This window comes from Pantoea sp. EKM10T (assembly GCF_011800685.1).
GTDB classification, from domain to species: domain Bacteria; phylum Pseudomonadota; class Gammaproteobacteria; order Enterobacterales; family Enterobacteriaceae; genus Pantoea; species Pantoea agglomerans.
In genome coordinates this window covers 1-19,422 of sequence record NZ_JAALEU010000003.1, presented here as the reverse complement: position 1 = coordinate 19,422, position 19,422 = coordinate 1, and the positions used below count along the sequence as shown (strand labels likewise).

General features: G+C 51.2%; 17 protein-coding genes and 1 pseudogene. 7 read left to right on the top strand and 11 right to left on the bottom strand.

Annotated elements, in window-relative coordinates:
* Positions 1–10: 10 nt before the first annotated feature.
* From HFD95_RS06540 to HFD95_RS06515, 6 genes are all read right to left on the bottom strand, one after another.
* Positions 11–613 carry a LysE family translocator gene (locus HFD95_RS06540; protein WP_167429978.1) on the bottom strand — a complete coding sequence of 201 codons (603 nt, stop codon included), beginning with the start codon at positions 611–613 and terminating at the stop codon, positions 11–13.
* Between the two features lie 336 nt (positions 614–949).
* Positions 950–1,924 (bottom strand): ABC transporter ATP-binding protein, encoded by a 975-nt coding sequence (locus tag HFD95_RS06535; RefSeq protein WP_167429977.1) that lies wholly within the window; start codon positions 1,922–1,924, stop codon positions 950–952.
* A complete protein-coding gene (locus tag HFD95_RS06530; RefSeq protein ID WP_167429976.1) occupies positions 1,921–2,901 on the bottom strand; it encodes an ABC transporter ATP-binding protein in 981 nt (326 codons plus the stop codon). Before HFD95_RS06530 ends, HFD95_RS06535 begins: the two co-directional genes overlap by 4 nt.
* Positions 2,898–3,845 carry an oligopeptide ABC transporter permease gene (gene opp4C / locus HFD95_RS06525; RefSeq protein WP_033760940.1) on the bottom strand — a complete coding sequence of 316 codons (948 nt, stop codon included), beginning with the start codon at positions 3,843–3,845 and terminating at the stop codon, positions 2,898–2,900. The genes HFD95_RS06530 and opp4C overlap by 4 nt, the downstream gene beginning before the upstream one ends.
* Entirely contained in the window at positions 3,845–4,804 is a 960-nt protein-coding gene (locus HFD95_RS06520) for an ABC transporter permease (RefSeq protein ID WP_033760938.1), read from the bottom strand. Before HFD95_RS06520 ends, opp4C begins: the two co-directional genes overlap by 1 nt.
* A gap of 45 nt (positions 4,805–4,849) precedes the next feature.
* Entirely contained in the window at positions 4,850–6,475 is a 1,626-nt protein-coding gene (locus HFD95_RS06515; protein ID WP_371815236.1) for an ABC transporter substrate-binding protein, read from the bottom strand.
* 581 nt (positions 6,476–7,056) lie between these two features.
* Here HFD95_RS06515 and HFD95_RS06510 point away from each other — a divergent pair.
* The 4 genes from HFD95_RS06510 to HFD95_RS06495 all read left to right on the top strand — a co-directional run bounded on the left by HFD95_RS06510 (position 7,057) and on the right by HFD95_RS06495 (position 10,889).
* Complete coding sequence (locus tag HFD95_RS06510; RefSeq protein WP_167429974.1) at positions 7,057–7,833, top strand: isocitrate lyase/phosphoenolpyruvate mutase family protein; 777 nt, start codon at positions 7,057–7,059, stop codon at positions 7,831–7,833.
* A complete protein-coding gene (locus HFD95_RS06505; protein WP_167429973.1) occupies positions 7,817–8,863 on the top strand; it encodes a bifunctional transcriptional activator/DNA repair enzyme AdaA in 1,047 nt (348 codons plus the stop codon). Before HFD95_RS06510 ends, HFD95_RS06505 begins: the two co-directional genes overlap by 17 nt.
* Positions 8,864–9,373: 510 nt before the next feature.
* Positions 9,374–10,075: a glutathione S-transferase family protein gene (locus tag HFD95_RS06500; protein ID WP_031292479.1), complete on the top strand. Its 702-nt coding sequence runs from the start codon at positions 9,374–9,376 to the stop codon at positions 10,073–10,075.
* A gap of 250 nt (positions 10,076–10,325) precedes the next feature.
* Entirely contained in the window at positions 10,326–10,889 is a 564-nt protein-coding gene (locus HFD95_RS06495; RefSeq protein WP_033786788.1) for a TetR/AcrR family transcriptional regulator, read from the top strand.
* A 348-nt stretch (positions 10,890–11,237) separates the two neighbouring features.
* Here the strand turns inward: HFD95_RS06495 and HFD95_RS06490 are convergent, their stop codons facing one another.
* A complete protein-coding gene (locus tag HFD95_RS06490) occupies positions 11,238–11,330 on the bottom strand; it encodes a hypothetical protein (protein WP_371742424.1) in 93 nt (30 codons plus the stop codon).
* Positions 11,331–11,571: 241 nt separating this feature from the next.
* On the opposite strand from HFD95_RS06490, the gene HFD95_RS06485 reads away from it, so the two are divergent.
* The 3 genes from HFD95_RS06485 to HFD95_RS06475 all read left to right on the top strand — a co-directional run bounded on the left by HFD95_RS06485 (position 11,572) and on the right by HFD95_RS06475 (position 14,905).
* Positions 11,572–13,779 (top strand): DUF4401 domain-containing protein, encoded by a 2,208-nt coding sequence (locus HFD95_RS06485; protein WP_167429972.1) that lies wholly within the window; start codon positions 11,572–11,574, stop codon positions 13,777–13,779.
* A complete protein-coding gene (locus tag HFD95_RS06480) occupies positions 13,772–14,302 on the top strand; it encodes a GDYXXLXY domain-containing protein (protein WP_167429971.1) in 531 nt (176 codons plus the stop codon). Before HFD95_RS06485 ends, HFD95_RS06480 begins: the two co-directional genes overlap by 8 nt.
* A 189-nt stretch (positions 14,303–14,491) precedes the next feature.
* Complete coding sequence (locus HFD95_RS06475; protein ID WP_167429970.1) at positions 14,492–14,905, top strand: hypothetical protein; 414 nt, start codon at positions 14,492–14,494, stop codon at positions 14,903–14,905.
* 219 nt (positions 14,906–15,124) lie between these two features.
* Here HFD95_RS06475 and HFD95_RS06470 read toward each other — a convergent pair whose 3' ends face one another.
* The 4 genes and pseudogenes from HFD95_RS06470 to HFD95_RS06455 all read right to left on the bottom strand — a co-directional run.
* Positions 15,125–16,129: a DKNYY domain-containing protein gene (locus HFD95_RS06470; protein WP_167429969.1), complete on the bottom strand. Its 1,005-nt coding sequence runs from the start codon at positions 16,127–16,129 to the stop codon at positions 15,125–15,127.
* A gap of 371 nt (positions 16,130–16,500) precedes the next feature.
* Positions 16,501–17,106, bottom strand: coding sequence for a hypothetical protein (locus HFD95_RS06465; protein ID WP_124890465.1), 606 nt, complete (start codon positions 17,104–17,106; stop codon positions 16,501–16,503).
* Between the two features lie 200 nt (positions 17,107–17,306).
* The gene (locus tag HFD95_RS06460; protein WP_033761129.1) at positions 17,307–17,654 is read right to left on the bottom strand and encodes a cupin domain-containing protein; all 348 of its coding nucleotides are present in this window, start codon (positions 17,652–17,654) and stop codon (positions 17,307–17,309) included.
* 352 nt (positions 17,655–18,006) lie between these two features.
* Positions 18,007–19,422, bottom strand: a pseudogene (locus tag HFD95_RS06455) (Ig-like domain-containing protein); the annotation flags it as partial.

Genomic DNA, 19,422 nt, shown 5'->3' with positions numbered 1-19,422 from the left:
AGGTGATGAGTTACTGGGTCAGGCTGTGCAGAGTAAAAGCAATGAGCAACACCCCGCCGGCAATGTTGACGTATTTTTTGAGCATTAATGGATTTGTTTTTTTTACTGAAAATATAAGTGTTTGACTGACAGCGAAAAGCCAAACGCTCATGACCACGACATGTACTGTTGCCAATGTCAGATAGTTGTAGACGCCTCCCTTTATCCCTGCGAACTGCGAAACGACTGTCAGATAAAAAATGATGGCTTTAGGATTCAAAATATTAGCTATCCAGGCCTCTCTTAAAGTCACCGAATGTTTCGTAACAGCAAGCCCGCTGGCATTTGACCTTATCCCGCTGCGGATGAGCATTGCTCCTAACCAGAGCAGATAGGCGGTTCCGAAAACTTTCAACACCGCAAAAGTTGCTGGAGACGAGATGATCACAGCGGTTATACCTAGCCCTATGAGAACCGCATGTGTGTATATACCCAAGGCTGTTCCGGCAAGCGTTCTGAATAGTCCTTTGTAACCGCCAGCCAGAGCTCCATTCATAACAAGAGTGAAGCTTGCTCCGGGGGACAGTGCAACAGGGAGTAGTGCTGGCATAAAGCCATAAAGGTTTATTTCCATAGGTTTTGGATATTAATTGATGCTCTACTTGATTTCCATTAAGGCGCTTCGCCAGAAAGTGATATTTAAAGCAATTGGAATATATAAATCTTTGCCAAAAAAGGTCCGCTCTTCGCTCATAGCGGTCATCCGCCCTTTTCAGCAGGCAGTTTTGTACCAGAAGCGGAACTTGCTTACATTGCTATGTCAGTTTGCTGGGAGCAGGTCAGATAGGTTTTTATGACCTTTTCAGACAGGGTCGCATCAGGATTAATTTCTGATACTGACAGGCGTGGTTTTTTACATCATTGAACGTCAGACTCCATCAACCAGGGAGGATGAATCCTCTCTTTTTTATTACGTCAACTGCACCCAGTGGCACGCCACCTGATGGCCGGGGCGCATTTCGCGCAGTTCCGGAATTTCTGTGCGGCAGCGTACTGTTGCCTGCGGGCAGCGAGAAGAGAAGCGACAGCCAGAGGGCGGGCGCGAAGGATCAGGAATTTCCCCCTGCACCACCGGCACGGATAAGCTTCCAGGGGCAAGCGTCGGCACCGCCGCTAGCAGCGCCTGGGTGTAGGGGTGAAGCGGCTGGCTGAACAGCGCATCGCGGCTGGCAGTTTCCACCAGTTTCCCCAGATACATAACTGCCACGTCATCACACAAATGCTCCACGACACCGAGATCGTGAGAGATGAACAGGAAGGTGACGCCATGGTCATCACGCAAATCGGAAAACAGGTTAATGATTTGCGCCTGAATAGAGACATCCAGCGCCGAGATGGGTTCGTCGGCAATAATAAAATCCGGGTTGAGAATCAGCGCTCTGGCGATGCCGATACGCTGGCGCTGGCCGCCGGAAAACTCATGGGGAAAGCGATTGTAATGCTGCGGCGCCAGTCCACAGATTTTCATTACCTCCAGCACTTTGTCGCGCAGTTCTTCTTTGCTGCACAGCGTGTGTTCCAGCATTGCTTCCCCAATTGCATCACCTATTCGAATGCGTGGATTCAGTGAGCTGTAAGGATCCTGAAATACCAACTGGATTTTCGGGCGCAGCGCGCGCATCTGTTTCGGCGTCAGATCCTGCAACTCCTGACCACGATACTTCACGCTACCTGCCGTTTTGTCATAAAGCCCCAGCAGCGTGCGTCCTACGGTGGTTTTACCGCTACCGGATTCGCCCACCAGGCCAAAAATAGTGCCAGGTCGAATGTTAAAACTGACGCCGTGCACAGCGCGTAGCTGTCCTGTTTCCTGACCAAAAAGCCCGTCGCGTAGCGAGAAATGCTTTTTCAACTCGTCCACTTCAATAACATATTGCTGGCTCATGCGATCGGCTCCGCTAACTCACTGTGAATACATGCGGCTTGCCGCGTATGCCCGATCAGCGGCGGAATGACCGCGTGGCACTGCGCGGTTCTGCGTTCGCAGCGATCATAGAACGCGCAGTACGGCGGCAGTTCGGCCAGGTCAGGCACCTGTCCGGGAATGGAGTAGAGGCGGCGTCGGCGCTCGCCCGGAACAGGGCGCGATGCGATAAGCCCTTTGGTATAAGGGTGCAGTGGGTTGTGTAGCACATCACCAGTCGGGCCTTGCTCAACGATGCGCCCGGCGTACATCACCACGACATGTTCCGCCATCTGCGCGATAACCCCCAAATCGTGAGTGATCAGCATCAGCGCCATCTGCTGCGCCCGTGCCTGGTCGCGCAGTAAGCGCAGGATTTGCGCCTGCACGGTGACATCCAGCGCCGTGGTTGGCTCGTCGGCAATCAGCAGCTTCGGCTGGCAGCTTAACGCCATGGCAATCATGATGCGCTGCAACATGCCGCCGGAAAGCTGATGCGGATAGCAACCCATCAGACTCTCCGCACGCCCGAGTCCGACATCGGTGATCATTTGCGTGGCGTGCGTCCAGGCCGCTTTTGGTGTTTCGCCGCGATGGCGTATCAGCGGTTCACAAAGCTGCTCGCCAATGGTCAGCACCGGATTGAGCGCTGTCATCGGCTCCTGAAAGATCATCGCTAATTGATTACCACGCAGATCGGCCATTTTCGACGGCTTCAGAGCAAGCAGATCGGTGCCCTCAAAGCGGATTTCTCCGCCGTCGATACGCGCAACCTGCGGCGGTAACAGTCCCATCAGCGACATGGCGGTAACGCTTTTGCCGCAGCCAGATTCACCAACAACGCCAATGGTTTGCCCTGCCTGAATGGTAAAGGAGACATCCTGTACAGCGCGCACACGCCCCTGCTCGCTGGCGAAGGAGATGGATAAGTTATTAAAGGTAATTAGCGGCTCGCTCATTTCAGGCTCCGTTTCATCTTCGGATCCAGCGCATCGCGCAGGCCATCGCCCAGCACATTAATGGCGATGACGGTCAGAAAAATGGCAATGCCCGGCGGCATCCACAGCCATGGGCGACGCTGAAAGTCGATCAGGCTGTTGGCCGCGTCCATCATATTGCCCCATGAGGGCGTTGGCGGTACGACGCCAAGGCCGAGGTAGCTAAGCGCGGATTCCATCAGGATGGCGTTGGCCACCGCCATGGTCGCCATCACCACCAGAATGGGTATGGTGTTCGGCAACAGATGACCGAACAGGCGGCGGCGCGAAGAGAGGCCCAGGACCTGCGTCGCCAGCATAAAATCACGTTCGCGCAGTGACAGGATTTGCCCGCGCACCAGCCGCGCCAGCTTCGGCCACTCCAGCAAGCTAAGCATCACTACTACCATGTAGATGCGCGAATCAGACGAAAAATCCAGCTCAGACAACATCGCTCCGGCAACAATCAGCAGCGGCAGGCTGGGGATCGTCATCACCAGATCCGCCATGCGCATAATCAGTTTGTCCGTCCAGCCGCCGGCATAGCCGGATACCGCACCCAGCAGGTAGCCCAGAGCCACCGAAAGTAGCATGGTCATCAGGCCAATAATCAGCGAGATACGACCGGCAAGCAGCAGACGGGTATAAATATCGCGGCCAAGAAAATCGGTGCCCAGCCAGTGTTCTGCGCCAGGCGGTTTGTTGATCATCAGCGCATCGGTGGCGTCATCTTTCCACGGCGACCACACCGGGCCCAGCACGCACCAGATGGTCATGATTACCAGCAGAACCAGGCACAGCATCGACAGATGATTGTGGCGCAGCGCTTTCCACGCCTGGTGCCACGGAGAAGGTGTGGCCTGCGCCATCGCCGGAATTTCCGCCTTGCGTAAGCGGCGATTCGTAGAGAAAAGGGAACCGAACATCACGACCTCACGCGAATGCGCGGGTCGGCCCACGCGTACAATATATCGGCAATCAGGTTGCCCACAATGGTCAATACCGCAAGAAACAGGGTGAACCCCATCAGCACCGGATAATCGCGGGCGGCCAGAGAATCAATATGAATATGCCCTGCGCCCGGCCAGTTAAACACCTTTTCGGTGATGATCGCGCCGGAAAACAACCCCGGCAGCTCAAAACCTAACAGGGTGATGATTGGCAGCAACGCATTGCGCAGCGCGTGTTTAAGGATCACTGTACGTTCGCGCAACCCTTTAGCACGCGCGGTGCGGATAAAATCCATCTTGACTACGTCAAGCATGCTGGCACGGAAATAGCGCGTCAGGCTGCCCGCCTGCAACATCACCAGCGCCATGACCGGTAACACCAGATGCGCCGCAACCTGCATCACCCACACCCAGCCGTTATCGTCGCTGCCGGTGTTGGTCATGCCGCCCACTGGCAACCAGTGAAGATCGACTGCGAACCACTTAATAAGCAACAGGCAGAGAAAGAAGGTTGGGAAAGACATGGCGGCGAACACCGACACGCTCACCAGATGATCGAACAGCGAATTGGGTTTCAGCGCCGAGGCAATGCCCACCGCAAGCCCGATGCTCCAGTAAAACACCAGCGCAACGCTTGCCAGCAGGAACGAGTTCCAGATGTACTGGTTAAGTAGCTGACTCACCGGAATTTGGTATTGCAGCGAGAACCCCAAATCGCCGCGTAGCAACTGGCCGAGCCAATGCAGATAGCGGGTAAGGATCGGTTGATCGAGTCCATAAATAGCTTTCAGTTCGGCGGCGCGGGCAGCGGTGAGGGTAATGTTACCGTCGATAAAGTCGCCTGGCGTTTTCGCGAAAAGCATAAAAATAATCAGTGATGCGAGCAGCAGCATTGGCAGGGTTTGCAACAGTCGCCTGAGGATAAAATTTCGCATAGCTTTCTCATGACAACTGCCGGGAGACCCCGGCAGTTGTTAGTGTTATTTAATGATTTTCACATCCGGCAGGCTACCGGTCAGCCCGTTGTAGATATCTGGTTTAAAGCCGGTGACGCGGGCACTACTGGCCGATAAAATCTCGCGGTTACCCAGCAGAATCACCGGCGGATCGTCCGCCAGCACTTTATACAGCTGGTGATAAATCGGTTTGCGTTTTTCCACATCCAGCACCGCATTACCTTCGTTGATCAGCTTATCAACCTGCGGATTGTTATAGCCGGACTCTTTCGCCTCCGTGCTGTAGTAATCCCACACGCCATCATGTGGATCGTTGAGTGTGCTGGTGCTGAAAGAGGCCAGGTCATAGTTACCGGCTTTACGCTGTGCCATGAGGGCGTTGAAATCCACCACCTGCGGCTTCAACAGCACGCCAATCTGCTGCCAGTTCTCTTTGGCGATGGGGATCAGCGCATCATTCAGCACTTTCTTGCTCACCAGCAGCGTCAACTCCAGACGTTTACCGTCCTTCACGCGGATTCCATCAGGCCCCGGTTTCCAGCCCGCTTCATCAAGAAGTTTCTTCGCCTGTGCCGGGTCAAATTTGTATGGATTCACGCCATCTGTGTTATACGCCCATGAAATCGGGGCAATAGGTTCAATTGCCACTTTTCCATAGCCCTGATAAACCACATCAATCAACTTCTGGCGGTCGAGACCATAAATCAGCGCCTGTCGCACTTTCACGTCCTGCAACGCCGGGCGACGTACGTTGAATTCCACTTTGCTGTAGTCACTGGAGCCAAACAGGTTGATATTGGCGAAGCCCAGCATTTTCAGTTGTTCGATATCATCAGGGCGAGAAGTAAACGAGTCGTAATCGGTTTCGCCGGTCTGGAACAACTGGAAGTTAGTGGACGGGTTGGTTACGCGGTAGATAAAGCGCAGCGTCGGTGGTGTGCCACGGTAAAAATGGGTATTGGCGTGGAAACGAATCTCCTGGCCCGGAATATATTTGTCATAGACATACGGTCCATTGCCCAGCGGTTTACCGTGCAACATGCGCAGATAGTCGAGATTGCCGCGCTGATACCCTTTCCCATAATACGCTTTCGACAACACCGGGCCGCCAATTTTCGCCAGCGTTGTCGCGCCAGGCTGCCCGGTGGTGACCTGTAATGTCAGCGGGTCGATCACTTTCAGGCCACTGAAGCTATCAGCTTTTCCGGCTTTATACTCCGCGCCGCCCACAATGTTGGCGAGGGTGATGTCAGTATCGCCATCATATTTCGGGTCATGCAGCACGGTCAGGGTAAACGCCACATCTTCGGCGGTGAGGGGCGAGCCGTCGCTGAAAGTCAGGTGTGGGCGCAGCTTAATGGTATAGACATTGTTATCCTGACTAACGCTCCAGCTTTCGGCCAGGCCTGGCACCAGCTTACCGTGGCTATCCCAGTCAATCAGACGTGAGAAAATCACGTTGGTGACGTTTTCGTCCCAGCCGTTAACAAAGAAATAAGGGTTAAAAATACCCTGCGGTTCAGAGATACCAGCCACCACAGTGTCTTTACGCAGCTTAGCCACTGCCGGAATCTGGCTGGCATCGGTGGCTGGTGTAATGCCCTCTTTTAAGGGTACATCGGCGAAAGAGGCTGAAGAGAAAGCCACCATACTGCTGAGTAACGCGATTTTAAGCGCCAGAGTAAAACGCGTGGGTTTTGTTTTTATGCTTTTCAGTAGGATGGACAAAATGGCTCCCTCATCAAATGTTTGTATGGAATTTACAAATCATGACGAAAGATAAAAGCCGCACCGCACCCTGTCTAACAACGAAACAATCTGGCTTATAGCAAATTATCATTAGTAGATTTATGAGAAAGCAATGCTTAATTTCATCTAAAGAAGATGAGACATTACGCGGGGCAGTCGAAGAGTTCTGATATCGTAAGGGGTTTGACAATCAATAATGTGAAAAACCACGCCAGTCAGTATCAGAAATTAATTCTGACAAGACCTTTTCTCAAAATGACCATACAAACCTATCTGCTTTGCTCCCCGTTGATACTTATATCCGGCGGTTAGGAATGTTCGCTTTTTGCCAGAGGCAGACCCTGAAACACTACGACCGTATCACTCTGCATATCAGACTGACCCGATAAAATTTTGCTAAAAAAATGGTCGTCTGATTTTCGGTTGTGCCGTTTTTGCTGAATGCTTAGATTCATTTTCAATCTAATTGAGAGGATATGGATATGAACTTCGCAGTACTCCACAACCAGTATGAGCCCCTTCTTATCGCTAACGTCTGGGATGTCGTCAGTACTGTCGCAGCGCAAAAAGCTGGCTATCAGGCTCTGGGAACGTCCAGCGCAGCAATAGCGGCCACATTGGGATATGAAGACGGCCAGGGCATGCCGTTTGATGAATTATTTTTTATTGTCACTCGTATCCGGGCAGTTAGCAGCCTGCCATTAAGTGTTGATATGGAAGCAGGATATGGTGATTCAGCCGAAGAGATAATAGTCAATCTCAAGCGCCTTGCTCAGATAGGTGTATCAGGCGTTAACCTTGAAGACAGCAGAGTCATTAATCGGGTTCGACAGCTTGATGATGTGTCTGAATTTTCGCGTAATCTGAGAGCAGTATGCGATGCGCTGAGAAGTGATGGTTATAACCTGTTTCTGAACGTCCGGACTGATGCTTACCTGCTCGGGCATGAAAGAGCGTTAGAGGAGACATTATTACGGGGTCAATATTATAGAGCTGCAGGTGCTGACGGCCTGTTTGTTCCCTGTCTGACCTCAGAGAAAGATATCAGCCTTATTGCAAATGCTATTGATCTGCCTCTGAATGTCATGTGTATGCCCGATCTTCCCTCGTTCGATAGACTGAAACTGGCCGGGGCAAGCCGCATTTCTATGGGTAATTTTGTTCATTCGGCCATTCAGTCAAAGCTGACTGATTTAATGCATGCGATCCGGTTGCATCAGACATTTGAAGGACTTTTTGTTAATGAAGGTTATCGATAAGAATCTTTGTGACGTCTGGTATCAGGCATTACTTGAACGCGCTTCAGAATATACGGGTGTGTTTTTTGCTGGCGTCAGAACGACTGGCGTATTCTGCATTTCGATATGCCGGGCGCGAAAGCCCAAACGTGAAAATGTAGAGTTTTATAAAGATGCCAAATCTGCCCTGGCGGCCGGCTTTCGCCCCTGTAAAGTCTGCAGACCTGCTGAAAACGCGCACAGCGCGCCATTATTTGTCGAACAGGCGCTTGCGCTTGTCAGGCACGATATTAAATCCCGTGTATCCGACGCGGATCTTCGTCAGCATGGAATCAGCCCGGAGCGAGTGCGGCGATGGTTCCTGCAACATCACGGCATCACTTTTCAGGCCTTCCAGCGAATGCAGCGGGTAAATATTGCCCTGCAGGAGCTGAAAAGCGGACGTGCGGCGACTGACGTAGCACTGGACAATGGCTACGAATCCCTGAGCGGCTTTGGTTACATCTACAAGCGGCTCACTGGCGCAGCTCCGACTCGAACCACTCAGGTAATAGTCATTCACCGGTTTACTACTGCGCTGGGACCTATGTTTGTCTGCGCCACAGAGCAGGGAGTCTGCCTGCTGGAGTTTACCGATCGCCGGATGTTAGAAACTGAATTTCGCGACATTCAGCGTTTACTTAACGCCAGGATTGTCACAGGAGAAAACAGTCATACCCGGCAGACAGTAAAAGAAATCAGCGAATATTTTGCCGGAACACGTCGTCACTTTGATCTCTTACTGGACGCCCCGGGCAGTAATTTTCAAAAGTCCGTCTGGGATGCACTACGTACTGTTCCTTATGGGGAGACCTCACACTGTCAGGATATTTCGCTGCGACTGAATAAAACTGACGCTGTACGAGCAGTTGCCGCTGCGAATGGTGCCAACCGGATTGCGATTGTGATTCCGTGCCACAGAATTATCGGTAAAAATAGCCAAATGACCGGATATGGTGGAGTCATATCGCGTAAAGAGTGGCTTATCGAACATGAAAGAAATCAGAGTTAAGTGAGTCAATACAGAATGCTTGCTGTATGAAACAGTCTATTTCCGATCCTGTTACTTTTTACATGCAGTTTTAAGGTATTTGAAATCCCCACGTCCGCTCCTCGCTCACAGCGGCCGCTCATTTTTGTGACCAGTAATGATGCCGATACCAGTCGGCTTCATGGGCTGATCTAACCGCTACTACCTCACCCCGTGGCCCTTGCGCTTCCGGACTATCAGCCGGCTCTTCCTGTTGGCCAGCAACCAGTCGGCAGCAATTGCCAGTATGTAACTCACCTGAAAACCCGTTTGAATCGAGCCTCTCCACTCATTTGCATTTTTCAACCTTCCGGCGTCATTTTCTCCCTCCTTCAGCTATGCCTCCGCTGAAATATTGTATCAAGCATGAAGGTCACCAAAAAATTAACCTAACAAGTGTTAGACAGATGTTGACGTGTGTTGATTTGCCCGCTAATGTTTGTCTACCTAACGTTAGTTAGATATCCCAACCATCAACCTGTAGGATCGACCATGACTGCTAAACTTCAGCTTTTCACATCACCTTCGGCCTTTCCTAATCCACAGCGCCTGCGGCTTTTCATGCATGAAAAGGGCATCGCTGACCAGTTTGCCGAGACCATCTATGACATGTCCCCTGGAGGAGAGCAGCGTGGCTGGCGACATTTGAATATGAATCCGTGGGGCGAAACACCTACCCTTGAACTGGCTGACGGGAGTTATATTTCTGAAACGGCTGCCATCGTTCGCTATCTTGATCAGGAGTATCCGGGCCGCAAGATTATGGGAGAAACAGCACTGGAACAGGGGCTGGATAATATGTGGGATAACCGGGTGTGGGTGCATATCCTGTACCGCATCGTTACAGCGTTCCACGTGTTGCACACCGGCCTCGGCTTCAGGCTGGAATTGACCAAAAATGAGGCCTGGGGAGAACACTGCCGTAAAGAAGCTTTGGCTCACGCCGCGCTGGTTAATCGCCATCTGTCAGACGGCCGCGAATGGCTGCTCGGCGGCGATGCCCCGACCTTCTCGGATATTACTCTGGCAACCGCGATCGCCTTCTCGAAATTCCCGGTCAATGCCACTCCACTGGACGAGCGTTTTGAGTTCTTAGATGCCTACTGGCAGCGCTGGACAAAACGTCCTGCCTTCCAGGCGGCCTACGCCGATCGCAACAGCGGCATTCCTGAGCTGGATTCGCCAGCCCGGTAATAGCACCACTCGGTGTAAACTCCGGTACGCCGGGTTCGTTATCTACTGACTTTCCCGGTGACCAGAGTGCTTATGATAGCGTCGGCTGTCGATGTTACTTGCTAAACCATGATGCAATGACGTCTGCCTGAGCACCCTGGATGCATTGAACTTACTGTTTTCCATGGCAATCACCCTGTCACCCGGTAAGCGTTTGCTGTAAATTAGCATTCTCTATTTAAGAGATCATCCCAATACCAAAGGCATCAAGATGAGCGTCAACACCAGGGAAGCCATTTTGCAGGCGGCCAGGAAAATTGCCCAATCTCAGGGCTATAACGGTTTGAATTTCCGCGACCTCGCGCAGGATGTGGGTATCAAAGCGGCGAGTATTTACTACTATTTTCCAGGCAAAGCCGAGTTGGGTATTGCCGTTGCCAGACGATACTGGGAGGACGGTGCGCTCGCACTCGAGATGATCGAATCAGAAAGCCCATCACCCATTGACGCGCTGCGTCGCTTTCCTGAAATCTTCCGAAGATCACTTGAGGCCGAAAATCGTCTCTGCCTGGGCAGTTTCATGGGCGCTGAAAAAGATACCTTACCTCCTGAAATGAATGCAGAAATACAGAAGTTTGCTGATGTGAACATTGCATGGCTGAACAAACTGCTGGTGGCTGCGAAGGTGTGCGATTCAGGTGAGAGTGAATCCAGAGCACGTGCAATTTTCACGGCCATTGCTGGTGCCCAGCTTATCGCCAGAAGTCGCTCAGATATCTCGCTTTTTGATTCACTGGTGGATTCATACCGCGCCTTTGGACCTCTGCCAGCATAGCAACTGCCCGCAATCCGATTCAGCGAATGGGCGGTTTTCTGCACGCTCGCCCAATACGGCGCGGCGTCCGGTAGCGTATGCGCTTTTCCACTCAGGAACTCACCCCTTTGAATCAATGCGCGACGGGCCAGGGTAAAAGTATTACGCCGTGTCTCATCATCACCTGCAATAAAGGAGTGAAACCTTGGTTCAGGAAAGCGTTTATTTCAGCGGTTCAGGCAGCTAACAATCCACAATTTGCTGTCCGGCTGCGGTTTCTTTAGCGGCTTCAGGCCAACAGTCGTGGCAACCGGCTTATCATCAACCGTAAGCGTCCCCTGCTCGGTCACCCGATAATCTTTACGCTTCTTACCTTTCAGCAATGCGGGTGATGCGGTACCTCTGAGAGTACAGCAGTAAAGCCTGCCTGCGGGGATCGCGTTCGTCGGGGGCGGATGTCATGTTCACGCAGCCCAAATACGGCCGCGACACCATTTGATCACAATAATGCGGCAGATTGCGCAGAGTTCCCCCCTCGCCTTTGATTTACGCTGTTATATCCTGGAAAAGATGTTTACATTTGTTCAGCAAAATTATCGGCCGCTCAGCAGAGCGTCACTGACCGACACGCGGATTGATCGCAGGGAAGAACAGCCGTTAATTTCATCATCAAAGTCATACCGCAAACAGAGGCAGGGAAAGAATGAGGGAGCTTGCACCCGATGGCATCACCGGGATGCCGTCACGGACGGCAGAGTATCTTTGTCGCCAGATCGCACGCCTGCTAAAAGGAGGAAGCCTGACCCCGGAGACCTGCCAGCGTATCTTTGCTTTCTGTGGAATCAGACCTTCAGATGCTCAGTGGCGTCAGTTTCTTATCCCGGTTCTTTCCTGTCTGGGATTACTGTCTCTGGTTGCCGGAGCGGTGTTCTTTATTGCCTGGAACTGGGCCTGGCTGCCGAAAATGGCGAAATTTGCCCTGGCCGAGCTGTTGATCGTCGCGCTGGCGGTGATTGTCTGGTGGCGCTGGTACAGCACGCTGGCACGCAACGCATTACTGGCGACAGGGTTAAGCTTCGGTGCCCTTTTTGCGCTGTATGGACAGATTTATCAGACCGGTGCTGACAGCTGGGAGCTATTCCGGGCCTGGTTATACGTTCTTCTGCCGCTGGCGCTGATTGCACGGCAAAACAGCCTTTGGTTTTGCAGCTGGCTGGTCGCTAATCTGGCGTTCCAGCTCTATTACAACACCCTGCCGTCGTCACTGCTGGATCTGGCCGCGTCTGACAGTTTAACCAGGCTCCCGACCGCTGTGCTCTACGGATATCTGGCGTTGCTGGCAGCCTGCCTGATTGTCAGGGAAGCGCTGGCGTGGCGCGCGATAACGCATCATCCCGAGAGCTGGCTGGCAAGCCGCTGGTTCTCGCGAGTCATGGCGGGATTTTTACTGCTTCAGCTGACCGCCATTGTGGCCGGGAACCTCTCTGACTGGGGTGGCGGTGACCACCTTCCTAATATCACCGGCGGTTGGGTGATCACCCTGCTGGCAGGTTATTACCTGTACCGTTACCGCTATCCGGATCTCTGCATGCTGACGCTGGGCATCGCCAGCCTGACCGTGGTTGGCTGTGCGCTAATCATGCAGTTATTTCTTTTAGCCTACGATACGGGTGATCTGTTTTTGACCGGCATCCTGATGGCGTTCTGGGTGGCGGTAAATGGTTCAATTCTGCTGAAGTGGCAACACAAACTGGTTGAAAAGGGGCCAATCGATCTGGTTCCGGCCAGGCTGACCTTACTGACAGACACTTTGCGTCAGCAGGGTTTGCTGAGCGCCTCGCAGGTTGAGGAAATTAAGCAGCGCGGTCACGCATCCGACCTGCCCTGGTATCTGAGGCTGGCGCTAAGCGTTGGGGGCTGGGTGGCAGCGATCATCATTCTGTTACTGATGATACTGATGCTCTATGCCACTGATCTGCTGGAAGACCCGAATGCTGCCACCCTTATTATTCCTTCGCTGCTGCTTGCCGCCATTGCGCGTGGCCTGTTAAGCAGTCAGCGTGACGGTAAACATCACCTCGGGCTGGCATGGGCGATTGCGGCAACGTGCGGGCTGATAACCGGTGTTCTGCTGCAAATTCAGAGCAATGATGCCAGCTTTATTATGCTGAGTTCACTGACTGCCTTGCCGATCCTGGCCGCAATGGCGATGGCGATGCCCGACCGCACTTATCGGTTTATGGCCATCACTGCCCTGACCTTTTTCCTGGTGCTGGCGGGCTACTCTCTGGCCCGGATCTGCCTGTCTCCGATGGCTGCACGACTTGCTGTGTCCGTACTGGTGGCGGCGGTTATATTTTTGTGGATGTGGACTGTCAGTCATCAGTTGAGGTTACAGGCAGGGCCGTATGCTGACGCGGTACATCCTCTGCAGCATGGCATCCCGTGTGGTCTGATGTTGCTGAGTTTCCTTGGGATAAACGCGGCTTATCTCACGGATTTCCTCTGGTCAGCATCGCAATTTTCCACGCTTCAGTCTGGGACAGGCACAGGGATCGCGGCTGGCTTAGTGCTGAGTGCACTCAGTCAGAAAAGACACAGCAAGCCGCTGTTTTCGATTATCACGCTGCCCGCTGCACTTATCTGCGGGGCTGCCGCCCTCTATGCACCGGGTATAGGGCTGGGATTGTGGTTAATTCTGATGGCACGTTATCAGGGAAGTCTGGGGTTGCTGGTGGCCAGTGGCGGTTTCATGGTGCTGTATGTCATTGGCTGGTATTACTTCCTGGAGGTAATTCTGCTGCAGAAATCCCTGCTGCTGCTGGTCAGCGGTCTGGTTTTACTGGGGCTGGCATGGGGAGTCAAAAAAGTATTACCCGCACAAATCGGAGGTGCCAGTGAGAATGCATAAACAGGGCCGATGGCTGGCTGGCGCTGTGATAGCGCTGGCGCTGATAGCCGTCAATATCAGTATCTGGCAAAAAGAGCAGTTGCTGAAGCAAGGCGCGGTCATGATTTTACCTCTTGCCCCGGTTGACCCGCGATCCCTGATGCAGGGTGATTATATGGCGCTGAACTATGCCCTCACCCGCCCACTGGAACTGACGTTGTATCAACAGGCTGAGTCCTGTAGCGCGACCCTGTCAGCGCCATGCCTGCCCACCAGCGGAACCCTGATTGTTGACCTCGATGCGCAGCGTCACGCGACTCAGGCCCGTTTTGATCAGGGTGAACCTCTGCAGCCGAATCAGCTACGGGTAAAATACCATCAACATTATGGCTCGCTGACCGTCGGTACTAACGCTTATTTCTTTCAGGAAGGTCATGCCGACAGATTCGCGCAGGCACGTTATGGGGCATTTCGGGTGGGAAGCGATGGAACGGCTCTCCTGACGGATCTGCTTGATGAGCAGGGTAAAGCGATTCAGCCTTAAGGATGCGAGACGCTCACTGGCCTGGCGCTAAATACCCTGACAGGCGGCCTTAATGTCCTTATTGCCGGATGCCCGTCACAGGTCAGCAAAAGGATGCTGTGCCGGAAGCCTGTTTTGCGATCAAGCCTCGTGCCGAAAATTTAAGCGAGTAAGCTGCATCAATATAGCTGCTCAGACATAGAGAAAATTATGCCAAACATTATTGACGACAACTGGATTAGGATATCTGTGATATCAGCAATATTTAGTAGTGTCGTGGGTTCATTACTGGTTTTAACCTATCTTTCCTTGGGAAAAAGCAGTACACCCGTAATGGGTTTAATTTTTGCTTATTTTTTCATTGTTACGGTGAGTATTATTGGCACCACGATGGGCTCAATGATAATCGGCATGCCATTAGCGATGATTTCAAAGCGATTTTATCCTGACGCTGCCCTGAAGGGGAGCTTTTTTATCGTCTGCTCTGCGCTCTTCATGTGGCTGGTTGTACTGGCATGGCCTGTTATCAGGATATGTGAAACGCCTTATTCGGATATTTTACTTTTAAGCCCCTATGCCTTCTGTTCAGCTGCCGCACTTGCTTATCTGGTTTACTGGGATTGATGCGTATCATATCAATCAGAATCGGGGCAGTAGGACCGTTAATGAAAAGAGCTAATGGTATCACTTTTCAGCCAGACATATAGAAACAGGTGAGTCCATGGTGTCGGAATTCGGATGTTTTCCACCCCCCTGAGAGCAGTTTCAATTACAGACTCATCTGGATATTAATTAGATAATGTTTACGTGACAGCACGTGATCACATTTTGCCTGCCAGATAATCATGGATTCTGCTCGAAATACTGTTTATCCATCTCGACAAGTTTCTTTTGTAATCCTGTCTCACCTTCAACCACTTCGTAAAATTTACTGTAACTATAAAGATAAATACGCTCGGATGACGCAAACATAAACATGTCTGGTGAAGCCATATTTGAGAAGCGACTTATCACTTCGGGCTGTAAAAAGATGACATCATTCCCGATGTGACCAATCACTCCGCGCCCCCAGTTTCCCGCACGAAAAAAGGTATCTGGATTGCTATATCCCGTGCATCTGGTGAGCCCATGCTCCGGACAGGAGACAACAGAAAGAAGATGAAATTTACTCAGATCTAAATCACCAACATTATAGCCACCGACATAGGTTGAGCCATTACTTTTGAAGACATTGTAAATACGCCATTTATCATCCTTTCCAAATGGAAAAATAACCTGGAAATCTTCCGGGTTAACCTCTTTTATCTTCTCGCTCCGGAAATATACAGACGATTCATCTTGCGCGTAGCTCGCTAATTGTTCCGATTGCCAGTATGGCCGGGTAGTCTTAACGTAATTAACCGGTCGAAACGTAGAGGAGTATTTAGCCACTAAATAAAGATCGCGCTTTTCTATTTTATTGACCTGCATGGGCTTTGCTGTTAAGCAACCCCAGGAAGTGATGTTATAAATTAAACCTGAAGTATCGCCCGTCCCAGTAATGCAGGGAGAGTGTTCGTAATTAATTTTACTCACCCAGTAAATATTGTTCTTAATGGATACATAGTTACTGAAAACAGGCCGTATATCATTTGAACATTGCTGACTTACCTGAAATAAGTTATCTCTCTCACCATTCTGGTTAAATTTACCATGAACAGATTCGCTACAGACATTAAGGACAGGCCTGCCACGCACATCGCTTTGCATTGGCCGACTTGCATCGAAAATATATTTTAAGAAAATAAAAATCAGAAACACTCCAATAATTAACCCTATCCTGACAAAGATACTATGGTTTGACTTCATGTGTTATTCCCTTTAACCGCTATCCTGGTATCACATCAGATAGTGCAGACCGAAGGTAAACGGCAAGCGCGCCGCCTGGCATGAACGCTATTCAACATAATTAATGCTTTTCCGGGATCATGCATTCTGCAGCATAGCCCGCATTTAATTTTATATCTGCCCACATAACACTGTTTCTTTGGGGTACGGAGCGTAAATCTTCAGTGTAATCATTTTCTCATCTTCCCATGCTTACTTGTCTGGTGGCGCAGGTTTAAAAACCCCGGTGTGCTGGGCACGGCTAATGAACCCGGTTTACAGACATAAATAGATGATGAGTTTTAGCGGACACATTATATTTTGCCTGGTATAGAGGTCAGGCCTGTGGTTGCTTACCACCCTATCGACTTGCACTGACTGAATTCAGTTTTTGGAACAATGAGCGCCATATGGTTTTCTGCCATGCACTGTTTAAAAACCTGCTCTTTGTAACGGCCCGCCTGTAAACCCAGCATGGTGCTGGACCGTTCCGCTGCGTTATTTTCAATGTAAGAGCCACAATTTTCTTTGAACTCCTGAGGATTATCGCTATAAGACATCGACCATTTCAGCTGAGCTTCAACTGAATCATCTGATTGATGCTGGGGGACGGCTTTTACTGGTTCCAGGCCAGAATAGAGTGGATTGCCGAGTAATTTCTGTGCAAATTGTTGATTTTCTGCGGTTAAACGTCCGGTTTTACACATCTGCAGATAGATCTGCGAAAGCCGTTGCTCCTCAGCATCGGCAGCATGGGTGCATTCCTCCAGGACTTGTTCATTAGTCTTAGCCGGTTTTTTATCTGTGGATCTCCAGTAACTATTTTTAAAGTCCGGTACCGTGCCTTCAGTGGTGCCAAAAGGGCAAAGTGCACTGGCGCAACCCAGTAAAAACATGGGCACACACGTCAACGTCAGAACACGTAACAGGGAAAACGCTTTAAGACTGCTTTTGTTCATTTTATTTTCACTTTAGTCAGCTGCGGAAATGGGGTCTGAGCAATGTCATTATTTTTAATGTTCCGCTTTTCGCTCATAGCGGACCTACCGAAACGCAGGTCAGGTTTGTGCCTGAAGCAGGCGTTGCAAATACTCAGTTAAGTTAACACCTGGCGCGCAGTCCTTACCTTAAGACAAGCCATTGCGGTGTTCATAATTCGTCAGCAGGATGAAGGAAGGTCAGAACGATCTCCTCGCGTCGTTGGGTGCGAAATTACAATAAACTCTACAGGAAACTCAGTGTCGTTTCTGGCTTGATGTTTTGACCCCGGTGGAATTTCTAGCCCCTGCAGGGCTTTAATATTATGCATCTTACCCTCCAGTTCCATTGAAAGAACACCATCGAGAACAAAGAAAAATTGTCTGGAAACGGAGTGAAAGTGTCGCTTTTCAGAAGTGCCGGCAGGCATTTTCTCATGAATAACCAGCATATCCTGACGGTTTACCAGATACCAACCATCGCAATTGTCGCCCCAGAAATAATGCTCTGCATTTTCCTTTGAAATCATCATCCTTCTCCTGTTTACACGCGCCCATCTATCAACATCTTAAGAAAGTGATACCGAGATGTAGTATCGATTCTCAACAGGTTATGCTTTTGATTATTTACCTAAAGATCTGAACTGCATCGTTCAATATATCTGGTAGTTATCAATGTATTGGGAAAGCAGAATTTTATCTGCCTATAATGTCCGCTTTTCGCTCATAGCGGAAATTAGCCTGACGTCAGTCTTCCCTATACCGGCAGCGTAGGTTCGCACGCCATTAGAGAATAGCTACGCTGGGCACTCGTATGCGCTTCACTGGCAATCTTAATTGCGGAAAATGGCCAGGGAAGAAAATCCGCCCCGGCCATCTGATTTAAGCCAGTTGTAAGTGAAGATTATGTTGCATCAGGATATCAGCCAGCGAACCTTCATGGCTGGCAGAGGCATTGTGATACAGGTCGTACTGCTGACCGTTACTAATACGCTGCCCATCCTCGCTCCAGACGCCGCCTTCAATGTTACTTAGCGTAACCACATTGCCGTCCGCGTCTTTTATCGTCGGCGCCTCACTCGCATTGTCGTTCATTGGCAACGGCTCTTTTTGCCCCAGATTGACGCTATTACTGCTGAAAGCGCCCAGATTAATGACCTCAGCGTTGCCTGATCTCAGCCCAAGCGTGGCAAAATCAAACGCCTCATGCGCACCATTCAGCTGAAACGAATCGTCATCGGCAGCACCGTTCAGGCTGGTGTGCAGATTTGAATATAAAAGCGAGAGCGTTTCACTGTTTACTGTTCCAGAGAGATGGAGATTGTCAGCCATATCAGGATGAAGAGACGCGTGCTCCAGTGTGATAGCACTATGGCTTTCCGAATTGCTGCCATCTTCTGTGTTGCTGCTGATCACAGTTGTGGCATTGATCAGGTTGTCCTGCGCTGCGGTTGCAATACTCAGCTTCGGCTGCGGCTCGGCCATATAAAGCTCGACGTTTTGCGAAACGTGGTTAACGTTTCCGGCAGCATCACGAATAGTTGCGGTAATCCTGTGCTCGCCCGGTTCAGGCGTGAGTGCGTCCAGCGTTTCAAGCTGCACGGCCCACGTGCCTTTGCTGGTCACACTGGTTTGCCACTGGTGGTCGCCAAGCCTGACAGTAACAATATCACCGGCTTCACCCGTACCTGATACATGCTGATCATGGCTGGAGGCAAGGTTGATTTGCTGCCCCTCTGTGAGGTGAGTAAAAGCGATTTTGGGTGCGCAGACATCCACCTGATAGCTGGTCGTTATCGTAGCCGTATGGCCAGCCGCGTCGCTAGCAGTCACGACAATGTCATGCTGCCCCTTGCCGAAACCTGTTTTCATCGTCCCCGGCGCCAGTGGCAGGCTCCAGTGACCATCGTCGCTTACTGCCGCATTGTGATGTTTACCACCAATAATCACCGATACCGTCTGACCGCTGCCGGTGACGCCCGTTGTGCCGGTCAGCATCGAGCCCTCTTTTTTCTCCGCACGGTTCAGCCAGCCGTCACCAAATGGCGTATCAATTTCAGGTGCAGGCTGACCTGGAATATCGACCACTGGCGTAGTATTGCTTCCATCGGTGGGATTATCGGGGGTGACCGGTGGCAACGGATCGCCGCTGTTATCACTGACCGGAGAAGTCAGATCCGCTGTGACGTAACCACTCTGTTCAAACCAGTTTCCGGCACCATCCAGCACGCCAAACGACAGGAAGTTGCCGCCCTGGGAAAGCTCCGACGCGCTGATTTCCGCGCGCCAGCTGCCATC